Source organism: Caulobacter sp. UNC279MFTsu5.1 (assembly GCF_900114015.1).
In the GTDB taxonomy this organism is placed as follows: domain Bacteria; phylum Pseudomonadota; class Alphaproteobacteria; order Caulobacterales; family Caulobacteraceae; genus Caulobacter.
Genome location: NZ_FORN01000003.1, coordinates 1 through 21692 on the forward strand (window position 1 = coordinate 1; position 21692 = coordinate 21692).

20 protein-coding genes are annotated in these 21692 nt (G+C 69.3%); 9 read left to right on the top strand and 11 right to left on the bottom strand.

Annotation, left to right across the window (positions count from 1 at the left end):
* Positions 1-118: 118 nt before the first annotated feature.
* The 3 genes from lpxK to BM066_RS01360 are packed head-to-tail and all read right to left on the bottom strand — an operon-like array spanning position 119 to position 3374.
* Positions 119-1126: a tetraacyldisaccharide 4'-kinase gene (gene lpxK / locus BM066_RS01350; RefSeq protein ID WP_089923727.1), complete on the bottom strand. Its 1008-nt coding sequence runs from the start codon at positions 1124-1126 to the stop codon at positions 119-121.
* Entirely contained in the window at positions 1123-2406 is a 1284-nt protein-coding gene (locus BM066_RS01355; protein ID WP_255367439.1) for a 3-deoxy-D-manno-octulosonic acid transferase, read from the bottom strand. Before BM066_RS01355 ends, lpxK begins: the two co-directional genes overlap by 4 nt.
* A complete protein-coding gene (locus tag BM066_RS01360; protein WP_089923730.1) occupies positions 2403-3374 on the bottom strand; it encodes a cation diffusion facilitator family transporter in 972 nt (323 codons plus the stop codon). Before BM066_RS01360 ends, BM066_RS01355 begins: the two co-directional genes overlap by 4 nt.
* A gap of 122 nt (positions 3375-3496) precedes the next feature.
* On the opposite strand from BM066_RS01360, the gene BM066_RS01365 reads away from it, so the two are divergent.
* A complete protein-coding gene (locus BM066_RS01365) occupies positions 3497-5899 on the top strand; it encodes an FG-GAP-like repeat-containing protein (protein WP_143093627.1) in 2403 nt (800 codons plus the stop codon).
* A gap of 131 nt (positions 5900-6030) precedes the next feature.
* On the opposite strand, the gene BM066_RS01370 is transcribed toward BM066_RS01365, so the two are convergent.
* Both BM066_RS01370 and BM066_RS01375 read right to left on the bottom strand, forming a co-directional pair.
* Positions 6031-6741 (bottom strand): lysophospholipid acyltransferase family protein, encoded by a 711-nt coding sequence (locus BM066_RS01370; protein ID WP_029589418.1) that lies wholly within the window; start codon positions 6739-6741, stop codon positions 6031-6033.
* Entirely contained in the window at positions 6738-8534 is a 1797-nt protein-coding gene (locus tag BM066_RS01375) for an ABC transporter ATP-binding protein (RefSeq protein ID WP_089923736.1), read from the bottom strand. Before BM066_RS01375 ends, BM066_RS01370 begins: the two co-directional genes overlap by 4 nt.
* 138 nt (positions 8535-8672) lie before the next feature.
* On the opposite strand from BM066_RS01375, the gene BM066_RS01380 reads away from it, so the two are divergent.
* Positions 8673-9338, top strand: coding sequence for a protein tyrosine phosphatase family protein (locus BM066_RS01380; RefSeq protein WP_089923739.1), 666 nt, complete (start codon positions 8673-8675; stop codon positions 9336-9338).
* 102 nt (positions 9339-9440) lie between these two features.
* Here BM066_RS01380 and BM066_RS01385 read toward each other — a convergent pair whose 3' ends face one another.
* The 6 genes from BM066_RS01385 to folE all read right to left on the bottom strand — a co-directional run bounded on the left by BM066_RS01385 (position 9441) and on the right by folE (position 15293).
* Complete coding sequence (locus tag BM066_RS01385) at positions 9441-9665, bottom strand: DUF4170 domain-containing protein (protein ID WP_089923743.1); 225 nt, start codon at positions 9663-9665, stop codon at positions 9441-9443.
* Between the two features lie 24 nt (positions 9666-9689).
* The gene (locus BM066_RS01390) at positions 9690-10475 is read right to left on the bottom strand and encodes a 3'(2'),5'-bisphosphate nucleotidase CysQ (protein WP_018112972.1); all 786 of its coding nucleotides are present in this window, start codon (positions 10473-10475) and stop codon (positions 9690-9692) included.
* Complete coding sequence (locus BM066_RS01395) at positions 10472-11803, bottom strand: TldD/PmbA family protein (RefSeq protein WP_089923746.1); 1332 nt, start codon at positions 11801-11803, stop codon at positions 10472-10474. The genes BM066_RS01390 and BM066_RS01395 overlap by 4 nt, the downstream gene beginning before the upstream one ends.
* 214 nt (positions 11804-12017) lie before the next feature.
* Entirely contained in the window at positions 12018-12419 is a 402-nt protein-coding gene (locus tag BM066_RS01400) for an MAPEG family protein (protein ID WP_089923749.1), read from the bottom strand.
* 230 nt (positions 12420-12649) lie between these two features.
* Positions 12650-14509, bottom strand: a complete 1860-nt coding sequence (locus BM066_RS01405) for a M14 family metallopeptidase (protein WP_089923752.1) — start codon at positions 14507-14509, stop codon at positions 12650-12652.
* Between the two features lie 142 nt (positions 14510-14651).
* Positions 14652-15293: a GTP cyclohydrolase I FolE gene (gene folE, locus BM066_RS01410; protein ID WP_089923755.1), complete on the bottom strand. Its 642-nt coding sequence runs from the start codon at positions 15291-15293 to the stop codon at positions 14652-14654.
* A gap of 191 nt (positions 15294-15484) precedes the next feature.
* Here folE and cysS point away from each other — a divergent pair, with 191 nt between their 5' ends.
* The 7 genes from cysS (at position 15485) to BM066_RS01445 (ending at position 21690) form a co-directional block, all read left to right on the top strand.
* Complete coding sequence (gene cysS / locus BM066_RS01415) at positions 15485-16876, top strand: cysteine--tRNA ligase (RefSeq protein WP_089923758.1); 1392 nt, start codon at positions 15485-15487, stop codon at positions 16874-16876.
* Between the two features lie 145 nt (positions 16877-17021).
* Positions 17022-17534 (top strand): DinB family protein, encoded by a 513-nt coding sequence (locus BM066_RS01420; protein WP_089924096.1) that lies wholly within the window; start codon positions 17022-17024, stop codon positions 17532-17534.
* 19 nt (positions 17535-17553) lie between these two features.
* Positions 17554-18015, top strand: a complete 462-nt coding sequence (locus BM066_RS01425; protein ID WP_089923762.1) for an SRPBCC domain-containing protein — start codon at positions 17554-17556, stop codon at positions 18013-18015.
* Between the two features lie 5 nt (positions 18016-18020).
* Positions 18021-18482 (top strand): iron-sulfur cluster assembly scaffold protein, encoded by a 462-nt coding sequence (locus tag BM066_RS01430; RefSeq protein WP_089923765.1) that lies wholly within the window; start codon positions 18021-18023, stop codon positions 18480-18482.
* Positions 18483-18536: 54 nt separating this feature from the next.
* A complete protein-coding gene (yidD, locus tag BM066_RS01435; RefSeq protein WP_089923768.1) occupies positions 18537-18791 on the top strand; it encodes a membrane protein insertion efficiency factor YidD in 255 nt (84 codons plus the stop codon).
* On the top strand, positions 18788-20764 hold the full coding sequence (gene thrS, locus BM066_RS01440; protein ID WP_089923770.1) for a threonine--tRNA ligase: 1977 nt from the start codon (positions 18788-18790) through the stop codon (positions 20762-20764). Before yidD ends, thrS begins: the two co-directional genes overlap by 4 nt.
* Complete coding sequence (locus tag BM066_RS01445) at positions 20764-21690, top strand: glycosyltransferase family 2 protein (protein ID WP_089923772.1); 927 nt, start codon at positions 20764-20766, stop codon at positions 21688-21690. Before thrS ends, BM066_RS01445 begins: the two co-directional genes overlap by 1 nt.
* Positions 21691-21692: the final 2 nt, after the last annotated feature.

The following is a 21692-nucleotide window of genomic DNA, read 5'->3' on the forward strand; positions in this document are numbered from 1 at the left end:
AGATCCTCCCCCTTTGGGGGAGGTGTCGCGGAGCGACGGAGGGGGTCTGCGGACTCGGCGGGTGAAACCCCCTCCGGCCCTCCGGGCCACCTCCCCCGGAGGGGGAGGATCTTGAGCGCTACAGTCCCGCCGTCTCCAGAAGATCCCCCAGCGCCCGTTCATCCTCGAACCGCGCCCGCACCGGCCACGGCGTCACCCGGTCGCGCCAGGCCTGGGGCAGCCGCACCCAGTCCTTCTCGGTCGTGACCAACCCGGCGCTGTAGGCCGCCGCGCGGTCGGCCAGGAACTTCAGCGTCGCCTCGTCGTAGGCGCCGTGATCGGGATAGGGCGCGAAGTCCACCAGATGGCAGCCGGCCGCCTTCAGGGCCCGCTCCACCTTCCACGGCTTGCCGATCCCCGCGAAGCCGACCTGGCGGCCCTTGGGCGGCGGGACGGCGGGCTCCAGCCGGGCGACCAGCACCGGCGTGTCGCCGAACAGCGCCAGAAGCTCGGGATCGGCGGCCGGCAGGTCGTTCGGCAGCAGCACGATCACCGCGTCGGTGCGGGCCAGGCTCGCCGCCAGCGGCTCGCGCATCGGCCCGGCGGGGAACACCTTGCCGTCGCCGAACGGCCACTCGTCCTCGCGGGTCTCGCCGTCGACCACCACAAGCGACAGGGTCTTGCGCAGGTTGGGGTTCTGGTGGCCGTCGTCCATGACCACCACCTCGGCGCCGGCCGCGGCGGCCCCGCGCGCGCCCAGCACCCGGTCGCGCGACACCCACATCGGAAAGTCCTGGGCCAGCATCAGCGGCTCGTCGCCGACCTCGCGGGCGGTGTGGCGCGCCGGGTCGACCTGGACCGGGCCCTTCAGCTTGCCGCCATAGCCGCGCGACAGGCCGTGGGCGCGGCGGCCGCGCTGGGTCAGGGTCAGCAGCAGCTCGCGGACGATCGGCGTCTTGCCCACCCCGCCGACCGTGAAGTTGCCGACGCAGATCACCGCGCAGTCGGCGCCGCGCGGCTGGGCGCGGGCGATGCGGCGGGCGGTCTGGGCGGCCCAGATCCACGACAGCGGGGTCAGCAGGGCGCGGGTCAGCGGGCTGGGGGCGCCGTGGCGGCGGTACCACCAGCGCGGGGTGGCCGGCTTCATGCCTGCGCCTCCGCGTCCAGCAGGGCGAGGATGCGGTCAAGGCCCGCCCGGGCCTCGGCGTCGCGTCGGTCGACGAAGGCCCGGGCCTGGGCCGCCTGTCGTTGCAAGACCTCCGGCCGGGCCAGAAGGTCGGCCAGGCGCGCGCCCAGCACCGAGGCGTCGGCGAAGGCGACGCCGTCGGCGTCGCGCAGGTCGGCATAGGCGGTCAGCCAGCTCTCGACGTGCGGGCCGGAGACGATCGGACAGTCCAGCCGCGCCGGCTCCAGCGGATTGTGGCCGCCGATCCCCTCGACCAGGCTGCCGGCCACCAGGGCCAGGTCGGCCAGCCGGTACCAGAGGCCCAGCTCGCCCAGGGTGTCGGCGACGATGACGTCCGCCGAATCGTCGGGCTCGCGGCTGCGCAGGCAGGCCGCGGCGTCGGCGGCCAGGGCCAGATCGGCGACGGCGGGGCCGCGGTCGGGATGGCGGGGGACGATCACCAGGCGCGGGCGCCCATGGTCGTTACTGGCCGGCAGGGCGCGCCAGGCGGCCAATACGAGCTCGTCCTCGCCCGGATGGGTGCTGGCGGCCAGCAGCACCGGCCGGCCGCCGAGCCGCACGCGCAGGCTGGCCAGGGCCGCCGCGTCGACCGGCAGCGGGGCCGCGCCGAACTTCAGGTCGGCCTCGCCGGCCACCGTCCCGCCCAGGTTGGCCAGGCGCTCGGCGGCGCGGCCGTCCTGGGCCAGGATCAGGTCGAAGCCGCTGAACAGCGCCCAGGCCGCGAACGGCCGGGCCCGCCAGCCGGCGTAGCTCTTGTCCGACAGCTTGGCCGAGACCAGGGCCAGCTTGACCCCGCGCGCCTTGGCGGTCAGCAGCAGGTTGGGCCACAGCTCGCTCTCGACGAACACCGCCAGGTCCGGCCGCCAGTGGTCGAGGAACCGCCGGGCGCCGCCGGGGGTGTCGACCGGCAGGAACTGGTGGATCGCCCCGGCCGGCAGGCGGCGGGCCAGCAGCGCGGCGGAAGTCACCGTGCCGGAGGTGACCAGCACCGCCACGCCCGGCCGCTCGGTCCGCAGGCGCTCGACCAGGGGCAGGATCGACAGGCTCTCGCCGACGCTGGCCCCATGCAGCCAGACCAGGGTCCCGTCAGGACGCGGGGTCTTCGGCCGGCCCAGCCGTTCGTGCAGCCGCGCGCGGTCCTCCTTGCCGGCCTTGGCCCGGCGGTCCAGCAGCAGGGGCGCGAAGGGCTCCAGGGCGGTGGTCGCCGCCCGATACAGCGCCAGGGACAGGGGAAGGCTCACACCGCGTCCGCGCCGGCCAGGTGGCAGGTGGCCACGCCGCCGCTCTCGACCTGGATGGTGACGTGGCCGATCTTGAAGCGGCTGGCCATCTGGCCGCAGATCTCGTGCAGGAACTGGTCGTTGTCGGGGTTTTCGGGGCGCACCAGGTGGGCGGTCATGGCCGTCTCGGTGGTGCTCATCGCCCAGATGTGCAGGTCGTGGACCTCGGTCACGCCGGGGCGCTCGGCCAGCCAGGCCCGGACCGCCTTGGGGTCGATGCCGCGCGGGGCGGCGTCCAGGGCCAGGTCGAGGCTGTCGCGCAGCAGGCCCCAGGTGCCCAGCACGATCACCGCCACGATGCCCAGGCTGACCACCGGGTCTAGCCACAGCCAGCCGGTGGCCCACATGGCGGCGGCGGCGGCGACCACCCCGGCCGAGATGGCGGCGTCGGCGGCCATGTGCACGAAGGCCCCGCGGATGTTCAGGTCGTCCTTGGAGCCGCGCATGAACATCAGGGCCGTGGCGGTGTTGATGGCGATGCCGACGGCGGCGACGATCATCACCGGCCCGGTCTGGATCGGCTCCGGATCGGCGAAGCGGCGCACCGCCTCCCAGGCGATGGCCCCGACCGCCACCAGCAGCACCACGGCGTTGGTCAGCGAGGCCAGGATCGTCCCCTTGCGCAGGCCGTAGGTGTGTCGCCCGCCCGGGGCCTTCTTGGCCAGCACCACCGCGCCCCAGGCCATGAACAGGCCCAGCACGTCGGACAGGTTGTGGCCGGCGTCGGCCAGCAGGGCCAGCGAATGGGTCATCAGGCCGGCGACGGTCTCGGCCGCCACGAAGCCGATGTTCAGGGTCGCGCCGATCGCGAAGGCCTTGCCGAAGTCCTTGGGGGCGTGGTGGTGGCCGCCGGGACCGTGATGGTGGTGGCCGTGGCCGTGGCCATGATCGTGGTCATGGTGATCGTGATCGGCGTGGTCGTGCGGCATGGGGTCTACATCCCACCAAGGGGCGGAGGGATCAATGTCTACAAAGCGGCTTCCGGCGCCGTTAGCGATTGTGCGCGTCCTTTGGCTCGCGGTAAGAGTGGAAATCAAGCTGGGGAAACCGTATGAGTGTAGTGTATGGGACGTCGGGCGACGACGTCATCACCGGGACCGCGGGCGATGACGCCATCGTCGCGCTGGCGGGCGATGACACCGTCTTTGGCGGCGACGGCGACGACGAACTGAACGGCGGCCACGGCGACAACCGCCTCGAAGGCGGCGCGGGCAATGACTACATCTATGCTTTCGAGGGCGCGGACGTGCTGCTCGGCGGGGATGGCGACGACACCCTCATGGAAGGCGCGGGCGCCGACCTAGTCGATGGCGGCGCGGGCGCCGATCTTTTTTGGCTGGTGTCCGATACCTCGGTGGACCGCTACACGGGCGGCGCGGGGGCGGATACTTTCCTAGTCACGTCCATGATCCGCTACAGCGGCTTGGACTTCACCTACATTCCAGCCAGTTCGCTGCTGGGCCTTGACCATATCGTCGACTTCTCCCGCGCCGAGGGGGACGTGCTCGATCTGGGCGTGACGCAGGGCATGAAGGATATCGGCTTTGCGTTGCGATATCCGCTCTGGAACGGCGCGATCACCGATAGCGCCTTCACCCTTCAGGCGGGTCAGGCCCTAGTCGGTCTCGGCCAGGACGGCGTGGGGTTCTGGACCTGGGAAAACGCCGGATCGACCTATGTCATCATCGATCTGAACGACAATCTCACCTTGGACGTGACGGATTTCGTGATCGCGCTCGACGGCGTGACCAACTTCCAGAAGTCCGACCTGCCGGCGGGGACCTTCCTGGCCGAGACCGGCACCCGGCAAGCCGACAACTGGAAGGGTGGTCCGGGCGACGACATCTATTTCGGTGGATTCGGCGACGATACGCTGAACGGCGGCGCGGGCGGCGACCAGCTGGAGGCGGGAGATGGCGACGACACCCTGTTCGGCGAGGATGGCGACGACCTTCTCAAAGGCAGCCGTGGCGCCGATCTGATGACCGGCGGAGCTGGAAACGACGGCTACTGGGTGGACTCGGTCCTGGATCGTGTCGTCGAGGACGTGGACAGCGGGTATGACCTCGTCGTGTCCTCTATCGACTACACGCTGGGGGCGAATGTCGAACAGTTGTGGGTGTCCAACGGATCGACCGGAATTGGCAATGATCTGAACAACTATATTGCCGCATTTGACCCGGATTCCACCGGACTTTCTTACCACCTCTATGGCGGCGGCGGGACCGATCGGGTGGAAAGCCTTGGAGTCGGGACGGATTTTCTGGATGGCGGCGCGGGGCGGGACACCCTGATCGGCGGGCTTGGAGCCGATGTGCTGACGGGCGGAACGGGTCCCGACATCTTCGAGGGCGCGGCGCGGCATTTCGACGGCGACACGATCACCGATCTTACAGCGACCGACCGCATCGTGATCTGGGATGCCGATCCTTCGAGCCTGACTGTCGCCCGCCAAGGCGACACCGTCGTCCTGTCGACCGGCGAGCGCTTCAGCGTGCAAGGCGCGCCGGCCGGTCGCTTCGTCGTCGCCGCGGCGGCCGAGGGCGGCGCCGAGATCCGGTTCCTGGTGGATCGAGGCGCGGCCAACGACGTCAATCATGACGGACGCAGCGACTTCGTCTGGAGGCACGCCAGCGGTTACGTCACCACCTGGACGGCTCAAGGCGCCGGATTCACCGCGAACACCTTCGCCCAGGCCGTTTCGCCGGACTGGAAGCTCGAGGCGTTGCTCGACTTCAATGGCGATGGGGCGACGGACATGCTGTGGCGCCACGCCAGCGGCATGTTCACGATATGGAACGCCGCGAACGCCGGCTTCGAGATGAACAGCTACGTCAACGCCGGCGTCGGAGCCGATTGGACCCTGGTCGGCGACGGCGATTTCGACGGCGATGGCAAGAGCGACCTCCTGTGGCGCCATTCAAGCGGCATGGTGACCGAGTGGCGCTCCACTGGAACCGGTTTCGAACCCAATGTCGTCGTCTATTCGTACCTGCCCGCTTCGTCGACCTTGACCATTCTGGACCTCGATGGCGACGGGGCCGATGACGTCCTGGCTCGCTGGACCGACGGCGAGATCGAAGCGTTCCACGGCGCCGACTTCGTCTACATGTCCAGTATTGCGCCGGCGGTCGACCGGGACTGGTCGCTGGTCGGACACGGCGATTTCAACGGTGACGGCAATACGGATCTGATCTGGCGCCACACGAGCGGCGTCTTCACCGAGTGGGCCTCGACCGGCTCGGGCTTCATCCGGAATGTCGTCGTCGACGCCACGATAAATCCAGACTGGAGCCTGGCGACCGTCGCGGACTACAACGGCGACGGAATGGATGATCTTGTCTGGCGTCATGTCGGAGGGATGTTCACCGTCTGGCAGTCGACGGGCGATGGCTTCATCCCGAACGTCCTGGTGAACAGCAGCGTCAGTTCGGATTGGATCCTGAGCGCCTAGAGCATTTTTGGAAAGTGGACGCCGGTTCGCGTGAAGAAAATGCGCCAAACAAGGACCTGGAGCGCCCGGCCTGAGGCAGTCAGGTCGGGAACCGCTCCAGGGACCATCCGATCCTTCGGTCGCCAACAAGGCTAGGCGGACGGCGTCACGCCGACCAGCGCCTCCGCCCGTCGCGTCACCGCCGACAGCTCCGCCGCCCAGGCCTCGACCAGGGCGTCCGGATCGTCCCCCCGGCCGGCGGCGGTGGGGGCGCTCCAGACCATGGCGGCCTTGGCGAAGGGCAGGGGGATGACGGTGCGGTCCCAGGAGCCCAGGCGGATGCAGGGGTTGCAGGCCAGGCCGACGAAGATCACCGGCGCGCCGGTCACCCGGGCCAGGGAGGGCGTGCCCTTCTCCATGCGCTCGGCCGGGCCGCGCGGGCCGTCGGGGGTGATGGCGATCCCGCCGCCGTCCTTGACCCACTTGATCATGTCGCGGAAGGCCTGCTCGCCGTGCTTGTTCTTGGCCGGGTCGGTCTTCTTGGTCGACGAACCACGGATCGACGGGAAGCCCAGCTTCTCGACGGTCTGGGCGATGAACTCGCCGTCGGCCGAGCGCGAGATCAGGGCCCGCATGTCCTGGCGGCCAGGGTCCTGCGGCCAGGTCAGCGGCGACATCGGGATGCGCGCGTGCCAGAAACACAGGATCGCCCCGACCCCGGTCTCGCGGCCCTGGGCCCAGACCGCCTCGGCGTGCTCCTGGCCCTCGCGGGTCATGCGCAGGGTGTGGAACACCAGCTTGGAATAGCCGGCGAAGACCGACGAGACGATCTGGATCACCAGGGGCCAGCGCAAGGGTCTCAAACCGTCGCCTCCGGCAGGTGATCCAGATCCTGGGCCTTGGCCAGGCGGGCGTAGAGGCCCTTGTGGCGCACCAGCTCGGCGTGGGCCCCGGTCTCGACCACCCGGCCGCGGTCGATCACATAGATGCGGTCGGCGCCCTTCACGGTCGACAGGCGGTGGGCGATCAGGATCGTCGTGCGGCCGGCCATCAGCCGCTCCAGCGCCGCCTGGACCTGGGCCTCGCTCTCGGTGTCCAGGGCGCTGGTCGCCTCGTCCAGCAACAGGATCGGGGCGTCCTTGAGGAAGGCGCGGGCGATGGCGATGCGCTGGCGCTGGCCGCCCGACAGCCGCGCGCCCGCCTCGCCGACCAGGGTGTCGTAGCCCAGCGGCAGGTCCGAGATGAAGTCGTGGGCCGCCGCCTGGCGGGCCGCCGCCTCGACCTCGTCCTCGGCGGCGCCGGGCCGGGCGTAGGCGATGTTGGCGCGGATGGTGTCGTCGAACAGGAACGGCTCCTGGGTGACCAGGGCGATGCGGTCGCGCAAGGACGCCAGGGTCACGCCGCGCACGTCGTGGCCGTCGATGGTCACCGCGCCGGCGGTGACGTCGTAGAAGCGCGGGATCAGGTTCAGCAGCGAGCTCTTGCCGCCGCCCGACGGGCCGACCAGGGCGACGGTCTCGCCGCGCCGGGCCTGGAGCGAGACGTCGTGCAGGGCCGGGGCGTCGTCGCCATAGGCGAAGCTGACATGGTCGAAGGCGATGGTCGCCTCGCCGGGCGGCAAGGTCTTGGCGTCGGCGGGATCGACGATGGCCGGCTCGACGTCCAGGGCCGCGAACAGACGGCGGGCGGCGGTGAAGCCCTCGGTGAACACCGTCTGCAGGTTGGCGACCTGGCGCAGGGACTGGGCGGCCATGATCAGGGCGCTGAGGAAGGCGAAGAAGGCGCCGGCCGTCAGCACCCCGCCCAGCATGCCGGCCCCGACGGTCGCCCGCCAGCCGGCGTAGACGAACACGGCGGCGATGATCAGGGTGGTGAACAGCTCGGTCGCCGGCGCGGCCATGGCGCGGGCGTTGGAGCCCTTGATCAGGTGGCGCTGGCGGCGCTCGACCACCGCGGCGACCCGGTCCTGTTCGTAGGTCTCGCGGTTCTCCATCTTGACGATCTTGATGCCGTCCAGGCTCTCCATGATTGCGGTCGAGAGGTTGGAGGTCTCGCCCATGGCGCCCTTGGCGGCCTTGGTGGTCTTCTTCGAGAAGCGGCGGATGATCAGGCTGGACAGCGGGGCGATCACCAGCACGCCGGTCGCCAGGATCGGATCCAGCTGGAACATCACCGCCAGCGCGCCGATCACGGTCAGGAACTCGCGGGTGTAGTTGACCACGCCGCTGGTCGCGGCCTCGCGGATCAGGGTGGCGTCATAGAGCACCGACGAGACGTACGATCCCGAATGGGCGCCGCGCAGGCGGGCCAGGTCCGAGCGCACCAGCTTGCCGAACAGCCGCACCTGCACGTCGCCGACCACGCCGTTGCCGATGCGGTTGATGGCGGTGGCCTGGAGCACCTGGAACAGGCCCCGGGCCAGGGCCATGCCGACGATCAGCAGCGGGATGCGCACCAGGGCGCCGGCTTGCGGATGGGTGATCAGCTGGTCGATGGCCGGCTGGATGATCTTGGTCAGGCCGGCGCTGAGCGCCGCGATGACGGCGGCGCTGACGATCGAGACGGTCAGCCCCTTCCAGCGGGGCTTGAGGTAGTCGCGCCAGATCCGCGCGGCGAGGGCGCGGTTGGTGGCTTGCGGCGCGGCGGGATCGGTCATGGCGGCAGGGGTCGGATGTCGCGGCGGGACTGTCAAGCTGGGCTATTGCCTGTCATTGCGGCGGGGGTGCGGCGCTGTGGCTTTTGCATTACAGGGCTGTGGCGCCTAGTTAGACGTCTTGCACGAAGGATCGCCCGCTTGCCCGGCTACGACACGACCACCCGCTGGGGGCGGTTTCGCACCTATCTTTCCTATCTGTGGAACGACCACGCCTATCTGCGCCTGGGCTTCAAGAACGACCACTGGGTCAGCCCCGAGCTGGTGCGCACCAACCAGCCGTGGCCGCACCAGCTGGCCGAATGGAAGAAGAAGGGCATCAAGACCGTCATCAACCTGCGCGGCGGGTTCGACGGCAGCTTCTACGCCCTGGAGAAATACGCCTGCGAGAAGCTGGGCCTGACGATGGTCGACTTCGTGATCACCTCGCGTGAGGTCCCGATCAAGGAGCGGGTGCTGGGCGCCCGCGACCTGTTCGAGCGCATCGAATATCCGGCCCTGATGCACTGCAAGTCGGGCGCGGACCGGGCGGGGATCATGAGCGTGCTCTACGCCCACTACCGCCTGGGCCTGCCGATCGAGGAGGCCCTGGAGCAGCTGTCGTTCAAGTACCTGCACATCAAGCAGGGCAAGACCGGCGTGCTGGACTACACCTTCGAACGCTACCTGACCGACGCCGCCCCCAAGGGCCTGACCTTCACCCAGTGGGTCGAGAGCCCCGACTACGATCCGGTGAAGATCAAGGCCGACTTCCGGGCCGGGATGATCGGCGGGATCGTGACGGAAGGGATTTTGAGAAGGGAGTAGGGGGTGGGAACCCCCTCCGGCCCTTCGGGCCACCTCCCCCAGAGGGGGAGGATCTAGCGCGGGGGGAGCTGTCGCGGAGCGACTGAGGGGGTCTTCCGAGCCTCACCCCAGGCTCGGATCCAGCAGCTTGTGGGCGTGAATGATGAAGTACCGCGCGTGGGCGTTGTCGACGGTGGCCTGGGCCTTGGCCTTCCAGGCGGCGTGGGCCTCGGCGTAGTTGGCGTAGGCGCCGACGAACTCGACCTTCGACAGGTCGCGGAACTCGACATCGGAAACGTTCTTCAGTTCACCGCCGATCACGAGGTGAAGAAGCTGCTTGTCGCTCATGGCGTGGAATTTCCTGCGCGGAAGTTATCGTTGCGGCAGGTCGATATGCCCGACGCGTGACAGGATCAACGGGTGAAGCGCGCGATTGGCGCAAACCACGCTCGGAAGCAGCGGATTTGCCCGATTGTAGGTGAAGGTTCGACCCTTGTGGTCGGTCAGGGCGGCGCCGGCCTCGGCGCAGATCAGGTCGGCGGCGGCCAGGTCCCACTCGTTCTTGGGCGACAGGGCGACGGCCGCGTCGAAAGCGCCGGCGGCCACCAGGCACAGGCGGTAGGCGATCGAGTTGCGGCTTTCCACCCGCATCGGCGGCCACGGATTGGTCCAGGCCGGATGGACGAACATCTTGGCGTCGCCCAGCATGGCGGCGTCCTCGAGGTCGTCGGTGTCGCTGGGGCTGATCGCCACGCCGTTCAGGGCCGCGCCGCCGCCCAGGGTGGCGACATAGGTCTCGTCCAGGGCCGGCGCGTGGACCACGCCGGCCACCGGACGGCCGTCCTCGACCACGGCGATCGACACGGCGAACCACGGCTTGTTCTTGATGAAGGCCACGGTGCCGTCGATCGGGTCGACCACGAACTGGCGGGGCGTGGCCAGGCGCGCCGGATCGTCGGCCGTCTCCTCCGACAGCCAGCCATAGCCGGGCCGGGCCGCGCCCAGGCGGTCCTTCAGCAGCGTGTCGACGGCCAGGTCGGCGTCGGTGACCGGCGAGCCGCCGTCCTTGGACCAGACCTTCAGCCCGGCCTCGCGGGCGCAGAGCGCCAGGGCTCCGGCCTCGCGCGCCGCGGCCAGGATCAGGTCCAGGTCGGTCATTTTCCGGCGATCGCCAGGCCGTCGACCAGCAGGGACGGGCTGTTGCTGGCCCCGCGGATCTCCAGGTCGGACCCGGGGACCACGCGGGCGTAGATGTCGATCAGGTTGCCGGCCACGGTGATCTCGGTGACCGGGCCGGTCGAGACGCCGTTCTCGAACCAGAAGCCCGAGCAGCCCACCGACCAGTCGCCGGTGTTGCCGTTCAGCGAGGGGCCGAACATCGAGGTCACCAGCAGGCCGGTCCCGGCGTCGGCCATCAGCCCGGCCAGGTCGCGCCGGCCCGGCTGCAGGGTCAGGTTATGGGTCGAGACGCCGGACGGGCCGGCCAGGCCGCGCGAGGCGTGGCCGGTGCTTTCCAGGCCCAGCTGCTTGGCCGCGCTGACGTTCATCAGCCAGGTGGTCAGCACGCCGTCGTCGATCAGGGCGCGGGCCTCACAGGCCACCCCCTCGTCGTCGAACGGGGCCGAGCCCAGGCCGCGCATCCGGAACGGGTCGTCCAGCAGGGTCACGCCCTTGGCGAACACCGCCTGGCCCAGCTTGTCCTTCAGGAACGAGGTTCCGCGGGCGATCGACGGGCCCGAGATCGCGCCGATCAGCGGGCTGAGCAGCGACATGGCCAGGCGGTTCTCGAAGATCACCGGGGCGGTGGTCGAGTCCAGCTTGCGCGGGTTCAGCTTGGCGACGGCCAGCTCGCCGGCCTTGGCGCCGATCGCGGCGGGCGCGGGCAGGTCGGCGGCGTGGCGGGTCGAGCGGCCTTCGCCGCCGCGCTCCATGCCCGCGCCCTCGCCGGCGATGGCCGAGGCCGAGACGCCGAAGCCGCTGGCCTGGTGCAGGCCGGAAAAGCCTTCGCTGGTGACCAGCCGCCAGGTCGAGGCGCTCCACGACGACGAACCGCCGTCGGAATTGGTCACGCCGGCGACGGCGCGGGCGGCGGCCTCGGCCTCGCGGGCCTGGGCTTCCAGCGCCTCGGCCGAGGGCTCGGTCGGGTCGTAGAGGTCGAGGTCGCGGAACGGGCCGCGCGCCAGGCGTTCGGCCGGGGCCAGGGCGGCGTAGGGATCCTCGGGGGCCAGGCGGGCCATGGCCACCGCCCGGTCGATCAGCTTGGCGCGGCCCTCGGCCGAGATGTCCGAGCCCGACACCGTGGCGCTGCGCCGGCCGACGAAGACGCGCAGGCCGATGTCGCGGGACTCCTCGCGCTCGACCTCCTCCAGTTCGCCCAGGCGGACGCCGACGGAGAGAGATTGGCGCTGCGCGAACACGGCTTCGGCGGCGTCGGCGCCCGCGGTCCGCGCGGCGGCGAGCACGTCATGCAACAGGTTTTCGTCCATGCGGTCTTATGGACGAGGGGGGCGGGCGGGGGCAAGGCGTGGGCTGAACGCCGAGCGACAGGATTGGATAAAAGGTTGTCATCCCGGAAGCCCCGCAAAGGCTGTCCAGGACCCAGGGGACTGGGCCGATGTGGTTGCGGTTCACCTGGATCCCGGACAAGCGCTGCGCGCTTTCCGGGATGACAACGGTGGAGTTGCGCCCCGGAAAGCCGGATCAGCCGATCGCGTAGAACAGCAGGGCCACCGCGCCGAAGATGTAGGCCACCCAGGTGCAGATCATGCCGACGGCGCGCGGGATCGAGGCGCCGCCGCTGTTGGACAGGCCCACGGCGTGGATCAGCCGGCCGGCGAACAGCACCAGCCCCACCACGTGGATGGCCAGGGGCGGGGCGCCGACCAGGGCCAGGACGATGATCGCCGCCAGGCCGACGGGGATGTACTCGCTGGCGTTGCCGAAGGCGCGGATGGCGCGGGCCAGCTCGGGAATGCCCTCGTCGCCCAGGGCCACCTTGTGCTTCTGCCGCAGGCGCACGACCAGCAGCGACAGGGTCAGCAGGAGCAGGACGTGCAGCCCCACCCACAGGGCGGCGGCGTGGCCGGAAGCGATGGTGTCCATCGGTCGTCACTCGTGAAACGGGGTCGAACTGGCCGGCATAAGGCTCAGCGTTCGACGGGGCTGGCAAGCGGGCTCGTGGGGGAGGCGACTCCCTTTTATCCGCTCATCCCGGCGAACGCCGGGACCCAGATGGAATGGCTTTGAGGCTGACGCCAAATGCGCCGAGCTCTTCCAATCCATCACACCGCTTTGGGATCTGGGTCCCGGCGTTCGCCGGGATGAGCGGTTTTCTAAAGCTCCCGACCCACCGGATAGAGCTTATAGTGGTCGTCGTAATAGGGCGTACGCGCATAGAACCAGCCCAGCCGGGCGTCGGGATCGGCGGCGAACTTCGGGTCGGCGGCCAGCTTGGCCTCGAACTCGGCCTTCAGCTTCGGATCGGCGGCCAGCATCTTCTCGGCCAGGGGGGCGATGGCGTAGCCCTCGATATATTCCACGCGCTGCAGCACCTCGGGGAACATCCCCCAGGCGAAGAAGCTCTCGTCGCTTTCCGGCTCCAGCAGCAGGACGGCCAGCTCGCCCAGCGGCTGGTCGGTCGGGATCCGCACCGAGCCGATGGGCCAGGTGACGCTGCGAGTCTCGTGGGTCACCGGGCCGGCGACGATCTCGACATGGCCCTCGTTGGCGCGGGTCGCGAGCTTGGGGGCGGTGAAGCGGATCATGTCGACCGACACCGTTTTCGGCGTCGTCAGGGTTTCCATCCGGACGCCGTGGATCCGCAGGCGTTCGATCACGTCGGGCTTGGCCGAGGAGATCCAATAGGCCTTGGGCGGGGTCAGCCGCAGCGACGGCTCGGCGGCGTAGAGCGGCAGCGACCAGGGCTTGGGGGCGGGCTTGCCCAGCCAGCGCACCTCCTTGCGGCCCGAGGCGGGGGAGTCGTAGGTCTCGTACTGCACGCCCAGGAAGCTGACGGTGCGCAGCGGCTTGTCGCCTCCCTTGCCGAAGCCGGCGCCGAAATTGGCCTCGACCACGGCCGGGCGCTTGGCGCGGTCGGCCGCCTCGGCGGCGCGCAGGGCCGCGCCGTCCTTGGCCAGGATCTTCAGGCTCTCCTCCAGCAGGACATAGGTCCCCAGCACCCGCTGACGGTAGGGCTTCAGCGAATGGTTCTCGACCAGCACCGTGGCCAGCCCCACCGCGTCGCCATAGCCGTTGGAGTAGCGCAGGGACGCCGGCGACGAGCCCAGGCCCCTCTTCGGGTCGCGGTCGTCCAGGGCGAAGACCAGCTGGCCGGGCACGTGCCCCGCCGCCTTCAGCCCCGCCTGGGTGGCCGGCAGGTAGGCGGCGTCGAGCCAGGCGCTGGTGGCCTTGGAGCGCGCGAAGTCGCCCAGATAGCCGGCCCAGCCATAGGTGATGTCATACTGGTAGTCCTCGCCGTCGGTGACGTGGATGTCCATGTAGAGGTCGGGCTTGACCTGGTTGATCAGGGCGATCATCGCCCGCATCTCCGGCGCGTCCAGCTTGCCGTAGTCGCGGTTCAGATTGAGGTTCTGGGCGGTGTGCCGCCAGCCCTGGACCGCCGGGCCGCGCTGGTTGGGCCGGCTGTAGGGGCTGGCGCGCTCGTGGCCGTCGACGCTGAAGATCGGCACGAAGACCAGGTTGACCTTGTCGAGCGGGTTGTCCTTGCCGTGGAAGGCCCCCCTTTCGAAAGCAATGTCGCGCAGCAACATCATGCCGGCGTCCTTGCCGTCGATCTCGCCCGGATGGATGCCGGCCTGGGCCAGCAGCACGGGCTTCTTGGGATCGAACTTGGTCCCGTCCTTGGAGACGTACAGCACCAACAGGTCGCGGCCTTCCGGCGACTTGCCGAACACCTCCATGCGGATCAGCGGCGAGGCCGCGTCCAGCTTTTCCAGCCAGGCGCGGGTTTCTTCGTAGTTCGGCGAGGCGGTCAGGCCGGTTCGCTCGGACGGCGTGATCCAGGGATCGGACGGCTTGGCGACCAGCGTCTCGCTGGCCCCATGCCAGGCCAGGGCGGGCGGAAGGATTTCCGTGTCCCAGGGAGCTTTCCCGGAAGGAGCTTGGGGAGTCTGCGCCATGGTCATGCTCGCCGTCATCGCGACGGCCAGGGCCGCCAGACAGGTCTTCAACATCTCAAGCGCTCTCCGGCTCCGGCGGCCCCCTCAATCGCTCCGCGACAGCTCCCCCAGAGGGGGAGCATCGGGGGCGCTTAGATCCTCCCCCCCCTGGGGGAGGTGGCCCGGAGGGCCGGAGGGGGCCTCGCGGCGAGGCGTACTATTTCCGCGTCACCAGGTCCATGAAGCGCTGCTGCAGGACCTTGTCGGTCCTGAACACGCCGCGGAACTGGGTGGTGATGGTCGAGACGTCGTGGTGGCGCACGCCGCGCGTGCTCATGCATTGGTGCTCGGCGTCGATCAGCACGGCCACGCCGGCGGCGCTGAGGTGGTCCTCGATGGCGTCGGCGATCTGCATGGTCATGGTCTCCTGGGTCTGGAGACGCTTGGCGAAGATCTCGACCAGCCGCGCCAGCTTGGACAGGCCCACGACCTTGCCGGTCGGCATGTAGGCCACCCAGGCCTTGCCCAGGAACGGCGCCATGTGGTGTTCGCAGTGGCTCTGCACGTCGATGCCGCGCAGCATGACCATGTCGTCATAGCCCTGCACGTCCTCGAAGGTGCGGCTCAGCGCCTCGACGGGGTCGCCGCGATAGCCGGCGAACCACTCGCCATAGGCGTCGACCACGCGCTGGGGCGTGTCGAGCAGGCCTTCGCGATCGGGATTGTCGCCGGCCCAGGCCAGCAGGGTCCGGACGGCGGCCATGGCCTCGTCTCGGGTAGGGCGCTGGGCGGGTTCAAGATCAAGACCGGTTTCGGAATCGAGGCCGATCAGGGTTCGCTCGCGGGTCAGTGCGTCCATGTGCGGGAAGGGTCTTTCCACGGGCTGAGTTGCGCCAGGACGCCTTTCGCCCTGGAATTACGCGTGCCACCCGTCGCGCGCCCCCAGGCCGATCAATGACCAAACACCATGGCCGTGCGCGCGTGCTCTCGTTATATGGGGCCAATCCGTATCCCCGCAACACTCCCGCGACGTCAGGCCGCTCTCTCCTCATGACCCTCAAGCTCTACGACACCATGGCGCGCGAGAAGCGCGACTTCGTTCCCGCCGATCCGAGCCGGGTGACGATGTATGTCTGCGGGCCGACGGTCTATAACCACGCCCATATCGGCAATTTCCGGCCCGTCGTGGTGTTCGACGTGCTGTTCCGCCTGCTGCGCCACGTCTATGGCGAGGACGCGGTGGTCTACGCCCGCAACGTCACCGACGTGGACGACAAGATCAACGCCAAGGCCGCGGCCGAGGGCGTGGCGATCAAGGTGATCACCGATCGGTACCTGGCCGCCTATCACCAGGACGCCGCGGCCCTGCTGACCCTGCCGCCGAGCCTGGAGCCCAAGGCCACCGAGCACATGGGCCCGATCGTGGAAATGATCGGCCGGCTGGTCGACAACGGATCGGCCTACGCCGCCGAGGGCCACGTGCTGTTCGACACCCAGGCCTTCCCCGACTATGGCCAGCTGTCGGGCCGCGACCTGGACGACATGATCGCCGGCGCCCGGGTCGAGGTCGCGCCCTACAAGCGCCACCCGGCCGACTTCGTGCTGTGGAAGCCGTCGAAGGAGAACGAGCCCGAGTGGGACAGCCCCTGGGGCGCGGGCCGTCCGGGCTGGCACATCGAGTGCTCGGCCATGATCGACAAGCAGCTGGGCCGGACGATCGACATCCACGGCGGCGGCATCGACCTGACCTTCCCGCACCACGAGAACGAGCTGGCCCAGAGCCGCTGCGCCCACGGCGCGCCGGTGCTGGCCAACTACTGGCTGCACAACGGCTTCCTCGACATGTCGGGGGAGAAGATGTCCAAGAGCCTGGGCAATGTGATCATTCCGCACGAGCTCTTGAAGAGCACGCCGGGCGAGGTGATCCGCTGGGCGCTGTTGTCGGGCCACTACCGCCAGCCGTTGGACTGGACGCCCGAGCTGGTCGAGCAGAGCAAGAAGGCGCTGGACCGGCTGTACGGCGCCCTGCGCCGCGCCAAGACCACCCCGGCCGCGACCGACGTCGACGGTCCCGTCGACGTGCTGGCCGCCCTGTCGGACGACCTCAACACGCCGCTGGCGGTGTCGGGCTTCTTCGAGATCTCCAGCGCCATCGAGCGGGCCGTCACGGCCGGCGACGAGGCCGCGATCGCCGCCAACAAGGCCCGCCTGCTGGCGGCCGGCGGCCTGCTGGGCTTCCTGCAGGCCGATCCGGACGCCTGGTTCGAGGGCGACGCCGACGACGACCTGAAGGCCAAGGTGGAGGACCTGCTCAAGCGCCGGGTCGAGGCCCGCGCCGCCAAGGACTGGACCGCCGCCGACGCCATCCGCGCCGAGCTGGACGGCCTGGGCGTGGTGGTCATGGACGGTCCGGCCGGCGCCACCTGGCGCATGAAGGACTAGGAGGCTTGCTCCAATCGGAGCGTCCTTGCTGTTGTCATCCCGGAAAGCGCGCAGCGCCTGTCCGGGACGACAATGGATTTGAAGCCGCGATATCCGAACGTGGAATGGGCTGCGAAGGCCTAGACGAGGGAACCGAGGAGTCATGATGCGCGCCTACTTCCAGATGTTCGCCGGCTACAACGCCTGGGCCAACCACCGCATCCACGCGGCCTGCGCGCTGCTGGACGAGGCGGACTACAAGGCCGAGCGCGGGGCGTTCTTCGGGTCGATCCACGGCGCGCTGAACCATCTGATCGTCACCGACCGCATGTGGCTGGCGCGGCTGCGCGGCGAGACCCTGCCGCCGCACGCCCTGGACGCGGTGATCTTCCACGACCTGGCGACCCTGCGCGAGGCGCGGGTCCACGAGGACGCGGCCCTTTCGGACTACGTGGCGGGCCTGACCGACGAGCAACTGGCCGGCGTGTTCCGCTGGACGCGGATGGCTGACGGCGCGACGGTGACCCAGCCGCTGTGGGCGACGCTGGCCCACGTCTTCAACCACCAGACCCACCATCGCGGCCAGGTCCACGACCTGCTCAGCCAGGCCGGCGTCGATCCGCCGTCCCTGGACCTGCCGGTCTTCCAGAAGGCCAGCGGTTTGGGTTTCATCGCCTGACAATGCTAGACGGACAACCATGCAACGCGCCGTAGAATTCCGCACCGGGGTGCTGGCCCCCGCCGAGATCGTCTGGGAAGTGATCGCCGACTTCGCGTCCTGGAAGGACTGGAACCCGGTCCATCCGCGCATGGAGGGCGAGATGCGCATCGGCACTCCCCTGCGTTTCGACCTGGTGGTCGGCGACGCTCCGGCAAGGCCCGTCGAGGCGGTGGTCCAGGACTGGGTGCCCTACGAGCAGCTCCACTGGCGCACCAAGCGCCTGAACGGCTTCGTGACCGCGATCCGCTACCTGGAGATCGAGAAGATGAGCGACATCGGCTCGACCTTCTCGAACGGCGAGCTGTTCATGGGGCCGCTGGTCCGCTTCGTCAGCCGCGACGAGCGGCGGCGCCTGAGGGCCGCCTTCACCCGCATGGGCGAGGCGGTGAAGGCCCGGGCCGAGATCCTCTGGTCCGAGCGCCAGAACACCCCCACATAAGCGGCATGATCGACGACCTCTATTCGGCCCGCATCCTCAGCCTGGTGGCCAACATGCCCCGGGCCGGGCGGCTGGCCGCCCCGGACGCCAGCGCCGAGAAGACCGCCAAGCTGTGCGGCAGCCGGATCGTGGTCGACGTGACGGTGCGGGACGGCAAGGTCGCCGACTTCGCCCAGGATGTGGCCGCCTGCGCCCTGGGCCAGGCCTCGGCCGCCATCCTCGGCGCGCAGGTCGTGGGGGCTGATCTCGCGGAGATAGAGTTGGCCCGCGACGCCTTGCGGGCTATGCTGAAGTCAGGCGGCCCGCCTCCCCAGGGCCGATTTTCGGAGCTCGCCGTGCTGGAGCCGGTCAAGGACTATCCCGCCCGTCACGCCTCGACGCTTTTGGCGTTCGAAGCCACGGCCGAGGCTGTCCGTACGGCCACAGGCGCGGCCCAAACCCGAACTAGCCGCGCTGGCGCCGCTTGATCGCGACTTTTCGCTAGTCGATAAGGTCCCGACTCCGTTCGCGAAAGCGCCGGCATGACACTCTACGAACGCACCGTCGACCTGGGCCTGCGGGCCTACAAGACGACGCTCTCGCCCTTCATCGGGCGCCAGTGCCGCTATCTGCCGACCTGCTCGGAATACGCGGCCCAGGCGCTCAAGGATCATGGACCCCTGAAGGGGTCCTGGCTCGCGGTGGGACGGATCTGCCGATGCAATCCGTTCGGCGGCTCGGGATACGACCCGCCGCCTCCGCCCCGCGCGCCGCGCAAGTGGAACTGTGAAGAATGATCGACCTGATTTTTCCCGACGGCTCGGCCCGCCAGTACGCTGACGGTTCGACGGGCCGCGACGTGGCCGCCTCGATCTCCAAGTCGCTGGAGAAGAAGGCTCTGCTGATCAAGCTGGACGGCCAGCTGCTGGACCTGGATCGTCCGTTGACGCCCGACCTGCTGGGCGGCGGCAACCGGTTCGAGATCATCACCCGCGAGGCCCCCGAGGCGCTCGACACCATCCGCCACGACACGGCCCACGTGCTGGCCGAGGCGGTGCAGGAGCTGTTCCCCGGCACCCAGGTGACGATCGGCCCGAACGTCGAGGACGGCTTCTACTACGATTTCGCCCGCGACGAGCCGTTCAGCCTGGACGACCTGGCCGTGATCGAGAAGCGCATGCGCGAGATCGTCGACCGCGACGAGAAGATCACGCGCGAGGAAGTCGACCGCGAGGCCGCCATCGCCGACTTCGAGGCCATGGGCGAGGCCTACAAGGCCCAGATCATCCGCGACCTGCCGGCCAGCGACACGATCACGGTCTATCACCAGGGCAAGTGGAAGGACCTGTGCCGCGGTCCCCACCTGCCGTCGACCAGGCATGTCGGCAAGGCCTTCAAGCTGACCAAGCTGGCCGGCGCCTACTGGCGCGGCGACCAGAACAACGCCCAGCTGCAGCGGATCTACGGCACGGCCTGGGCCTCGGAAGCCGACCTGGAGGCGCATCTCAAGCGCATCGAGGAGGCCGAGAAGCGCGACCACCGCAAGCTGGGCAAGACGATGGACCTCTTCCACATCCAGGAAGAGGGCAAGGGCATGGTGTTCTGGCACCCCAAGGGCTGGACGCTGTACCTGGCGCTGGAGGCCTATATGCGCCGCCGGTTGGACGCGGCCGGCTATCGCGAGGTCAAGACGCCCCAGATTCTCGACAAGAGCCTGTGGGAGCGCTCGGGCCACGCTGAGAAGTTCGGCCACGCCATGTTCATGTGCGAGAGCGCCGAGGGCGAGATCCTGGCGGTCAAGCCGATGAACTGCCCCGGCCACATCCAGATCTTCAACGTCGGCCAGAAGAGCTATCGCGAGCTGCCGCTGCGCATGGCCGAGTTCGGGGCCTGCCACCGCTACGAGCCGTCGGGCGCCATGCACGGCATCATGCGGGTGCGCGCCTTCACCCAGGACGACGCCCACATCTTCTGCCGCGAAGAGCAGGTCACCGAGGAGAGCGCGCGCTTCATCGAGCTGTTGCGCAGCGTCTATGACGACCTGGGCATGCAGTTGGCCGACACCAAGTTCTCGACGCGGCCGGAGCTGCGGGCGGGCGACGACACGGTGTGGGACAAGGCCGAGGCCGCCCTGTCGGCGGCGGCCGAGGCGGCGGGCGAGACCCTGGTGCTGCAGGAGGGCGAAGGCGCCTTCTACGGCCCGAAGCTGGAATTCTCGCTGAAGGACGCCATCGGCCGGGTCTGGCAGTGCGGCACGCTGCAGCTGGATTTCGTGCTGCCCGAGCGCCTGGACGCCGAATACGTGGCCGAGGACGGCTCCAAGAAGCGGCCGGTCATGCTGCACCGGGCGATCCTGGGCTCGTTCGAGCGGTTCATCGGCATTCTGCTGGAAAACTATGCCGGCCATCTGCCGCTGTGGCTGGCGCCGGTGCAGGTCGTGGTGGCGACGATTACGTCCGACGCCGACGATTACGCACAACGTGTGGCTGATCGGTTGACTTCCCTTGGCGTTCGCGCAGAGGTCGATTTCAGGAACGAGAAGATCAACTACAAGATTCGCGAGCACAGCCTCGCGAAGGTGCCGGTGATTGCGGTGGTCGGGCGTAAGGAAGCCGAGAACGGAGAGGTCGCCCTGCGCCGCCTGGGCGGCGAGGGGCAGAAGGTGTTGTCGCTGGACGAGGCCGTGCGCGCCTTGATCGAGGAAGCGACCCCGCCGGACCTGGCCCGTGATCGCGCCGCGGCGCGGCCCGAGGTGTTGGCGCAGGCCTGATGAACAGCATTCTTCCCTCGCATTCGACCTTCGTCACGGGCGCGCGGCCGGTCCGGCCGCGCGTCTCCGTGGTCATGGTCGTCTACCAGACGGGAGAAGCTCTGATCGAAAGCATCGAACACGTGCTGGCCGAGCCGCTGGTCGACGAGTTCGTCATCATCGACAACGGCTCGCCGCCCGAGGAGGCCGAACGGTTGCGCGCCCTGGGGCGCAGCGAGGCGCGCATCGTGCTGCAGCAGGGCCACGGCAATGTCGGCTTCGCCCGCGGCGCTAACATGGGCGCCGAGACCGCGCGCGGCGAATACATCGTCTTCCTCAATCCCGACGCCAACCTGCAGCAGGGCTGCGTAGACGCCCTGGTCTCGGCGTTCGAGGACCAGCCTGTCCCGACCGTGATCGGGGCGCGGGTGATGAACACCGACGGCAGCGAGCAGCGCGGCGGCCGCCGCGGCGAGGTCACGCCGGTCACCACCCTGCTCAGCTTCGGCCACCTGACCGCGCGGTTCAAAAGCCTGGCCCGGTTCGAGATCCACCGTGAGCAAGAGGCCCTGCCCGGGGCGCCCGTGCCGATGCCGACCATCTCCGGCGCCTGTTTCGCCCTGCGCCGCGAGGACTTCGAGCTGCTGGGCGGCTTCGACGAAGGCTATTTCCTGCACGTCGAGGACATCGACCTGTGCTGGCGCGCCCGCCAGGCGGGCGGCCAGGTGCTGTTCCAGCCGGCCGCCCAGGTGATCCACCTGGGCCACACCAGCCTGGAGCATCCGCTGAAGGTCGAGTTCCACAAGGGCGTGGGCCTGTCGCGCTACTTCATCAAGCGGGCCGACACGATCCAGCGCTACGTGATCGCCGTCCTGCTGGCCCCGGCCATCCTGCTGATGAGCGTCTCGCGGCCGCTGATCTGGAAGATCACCGGACGGCCGATCTAGGG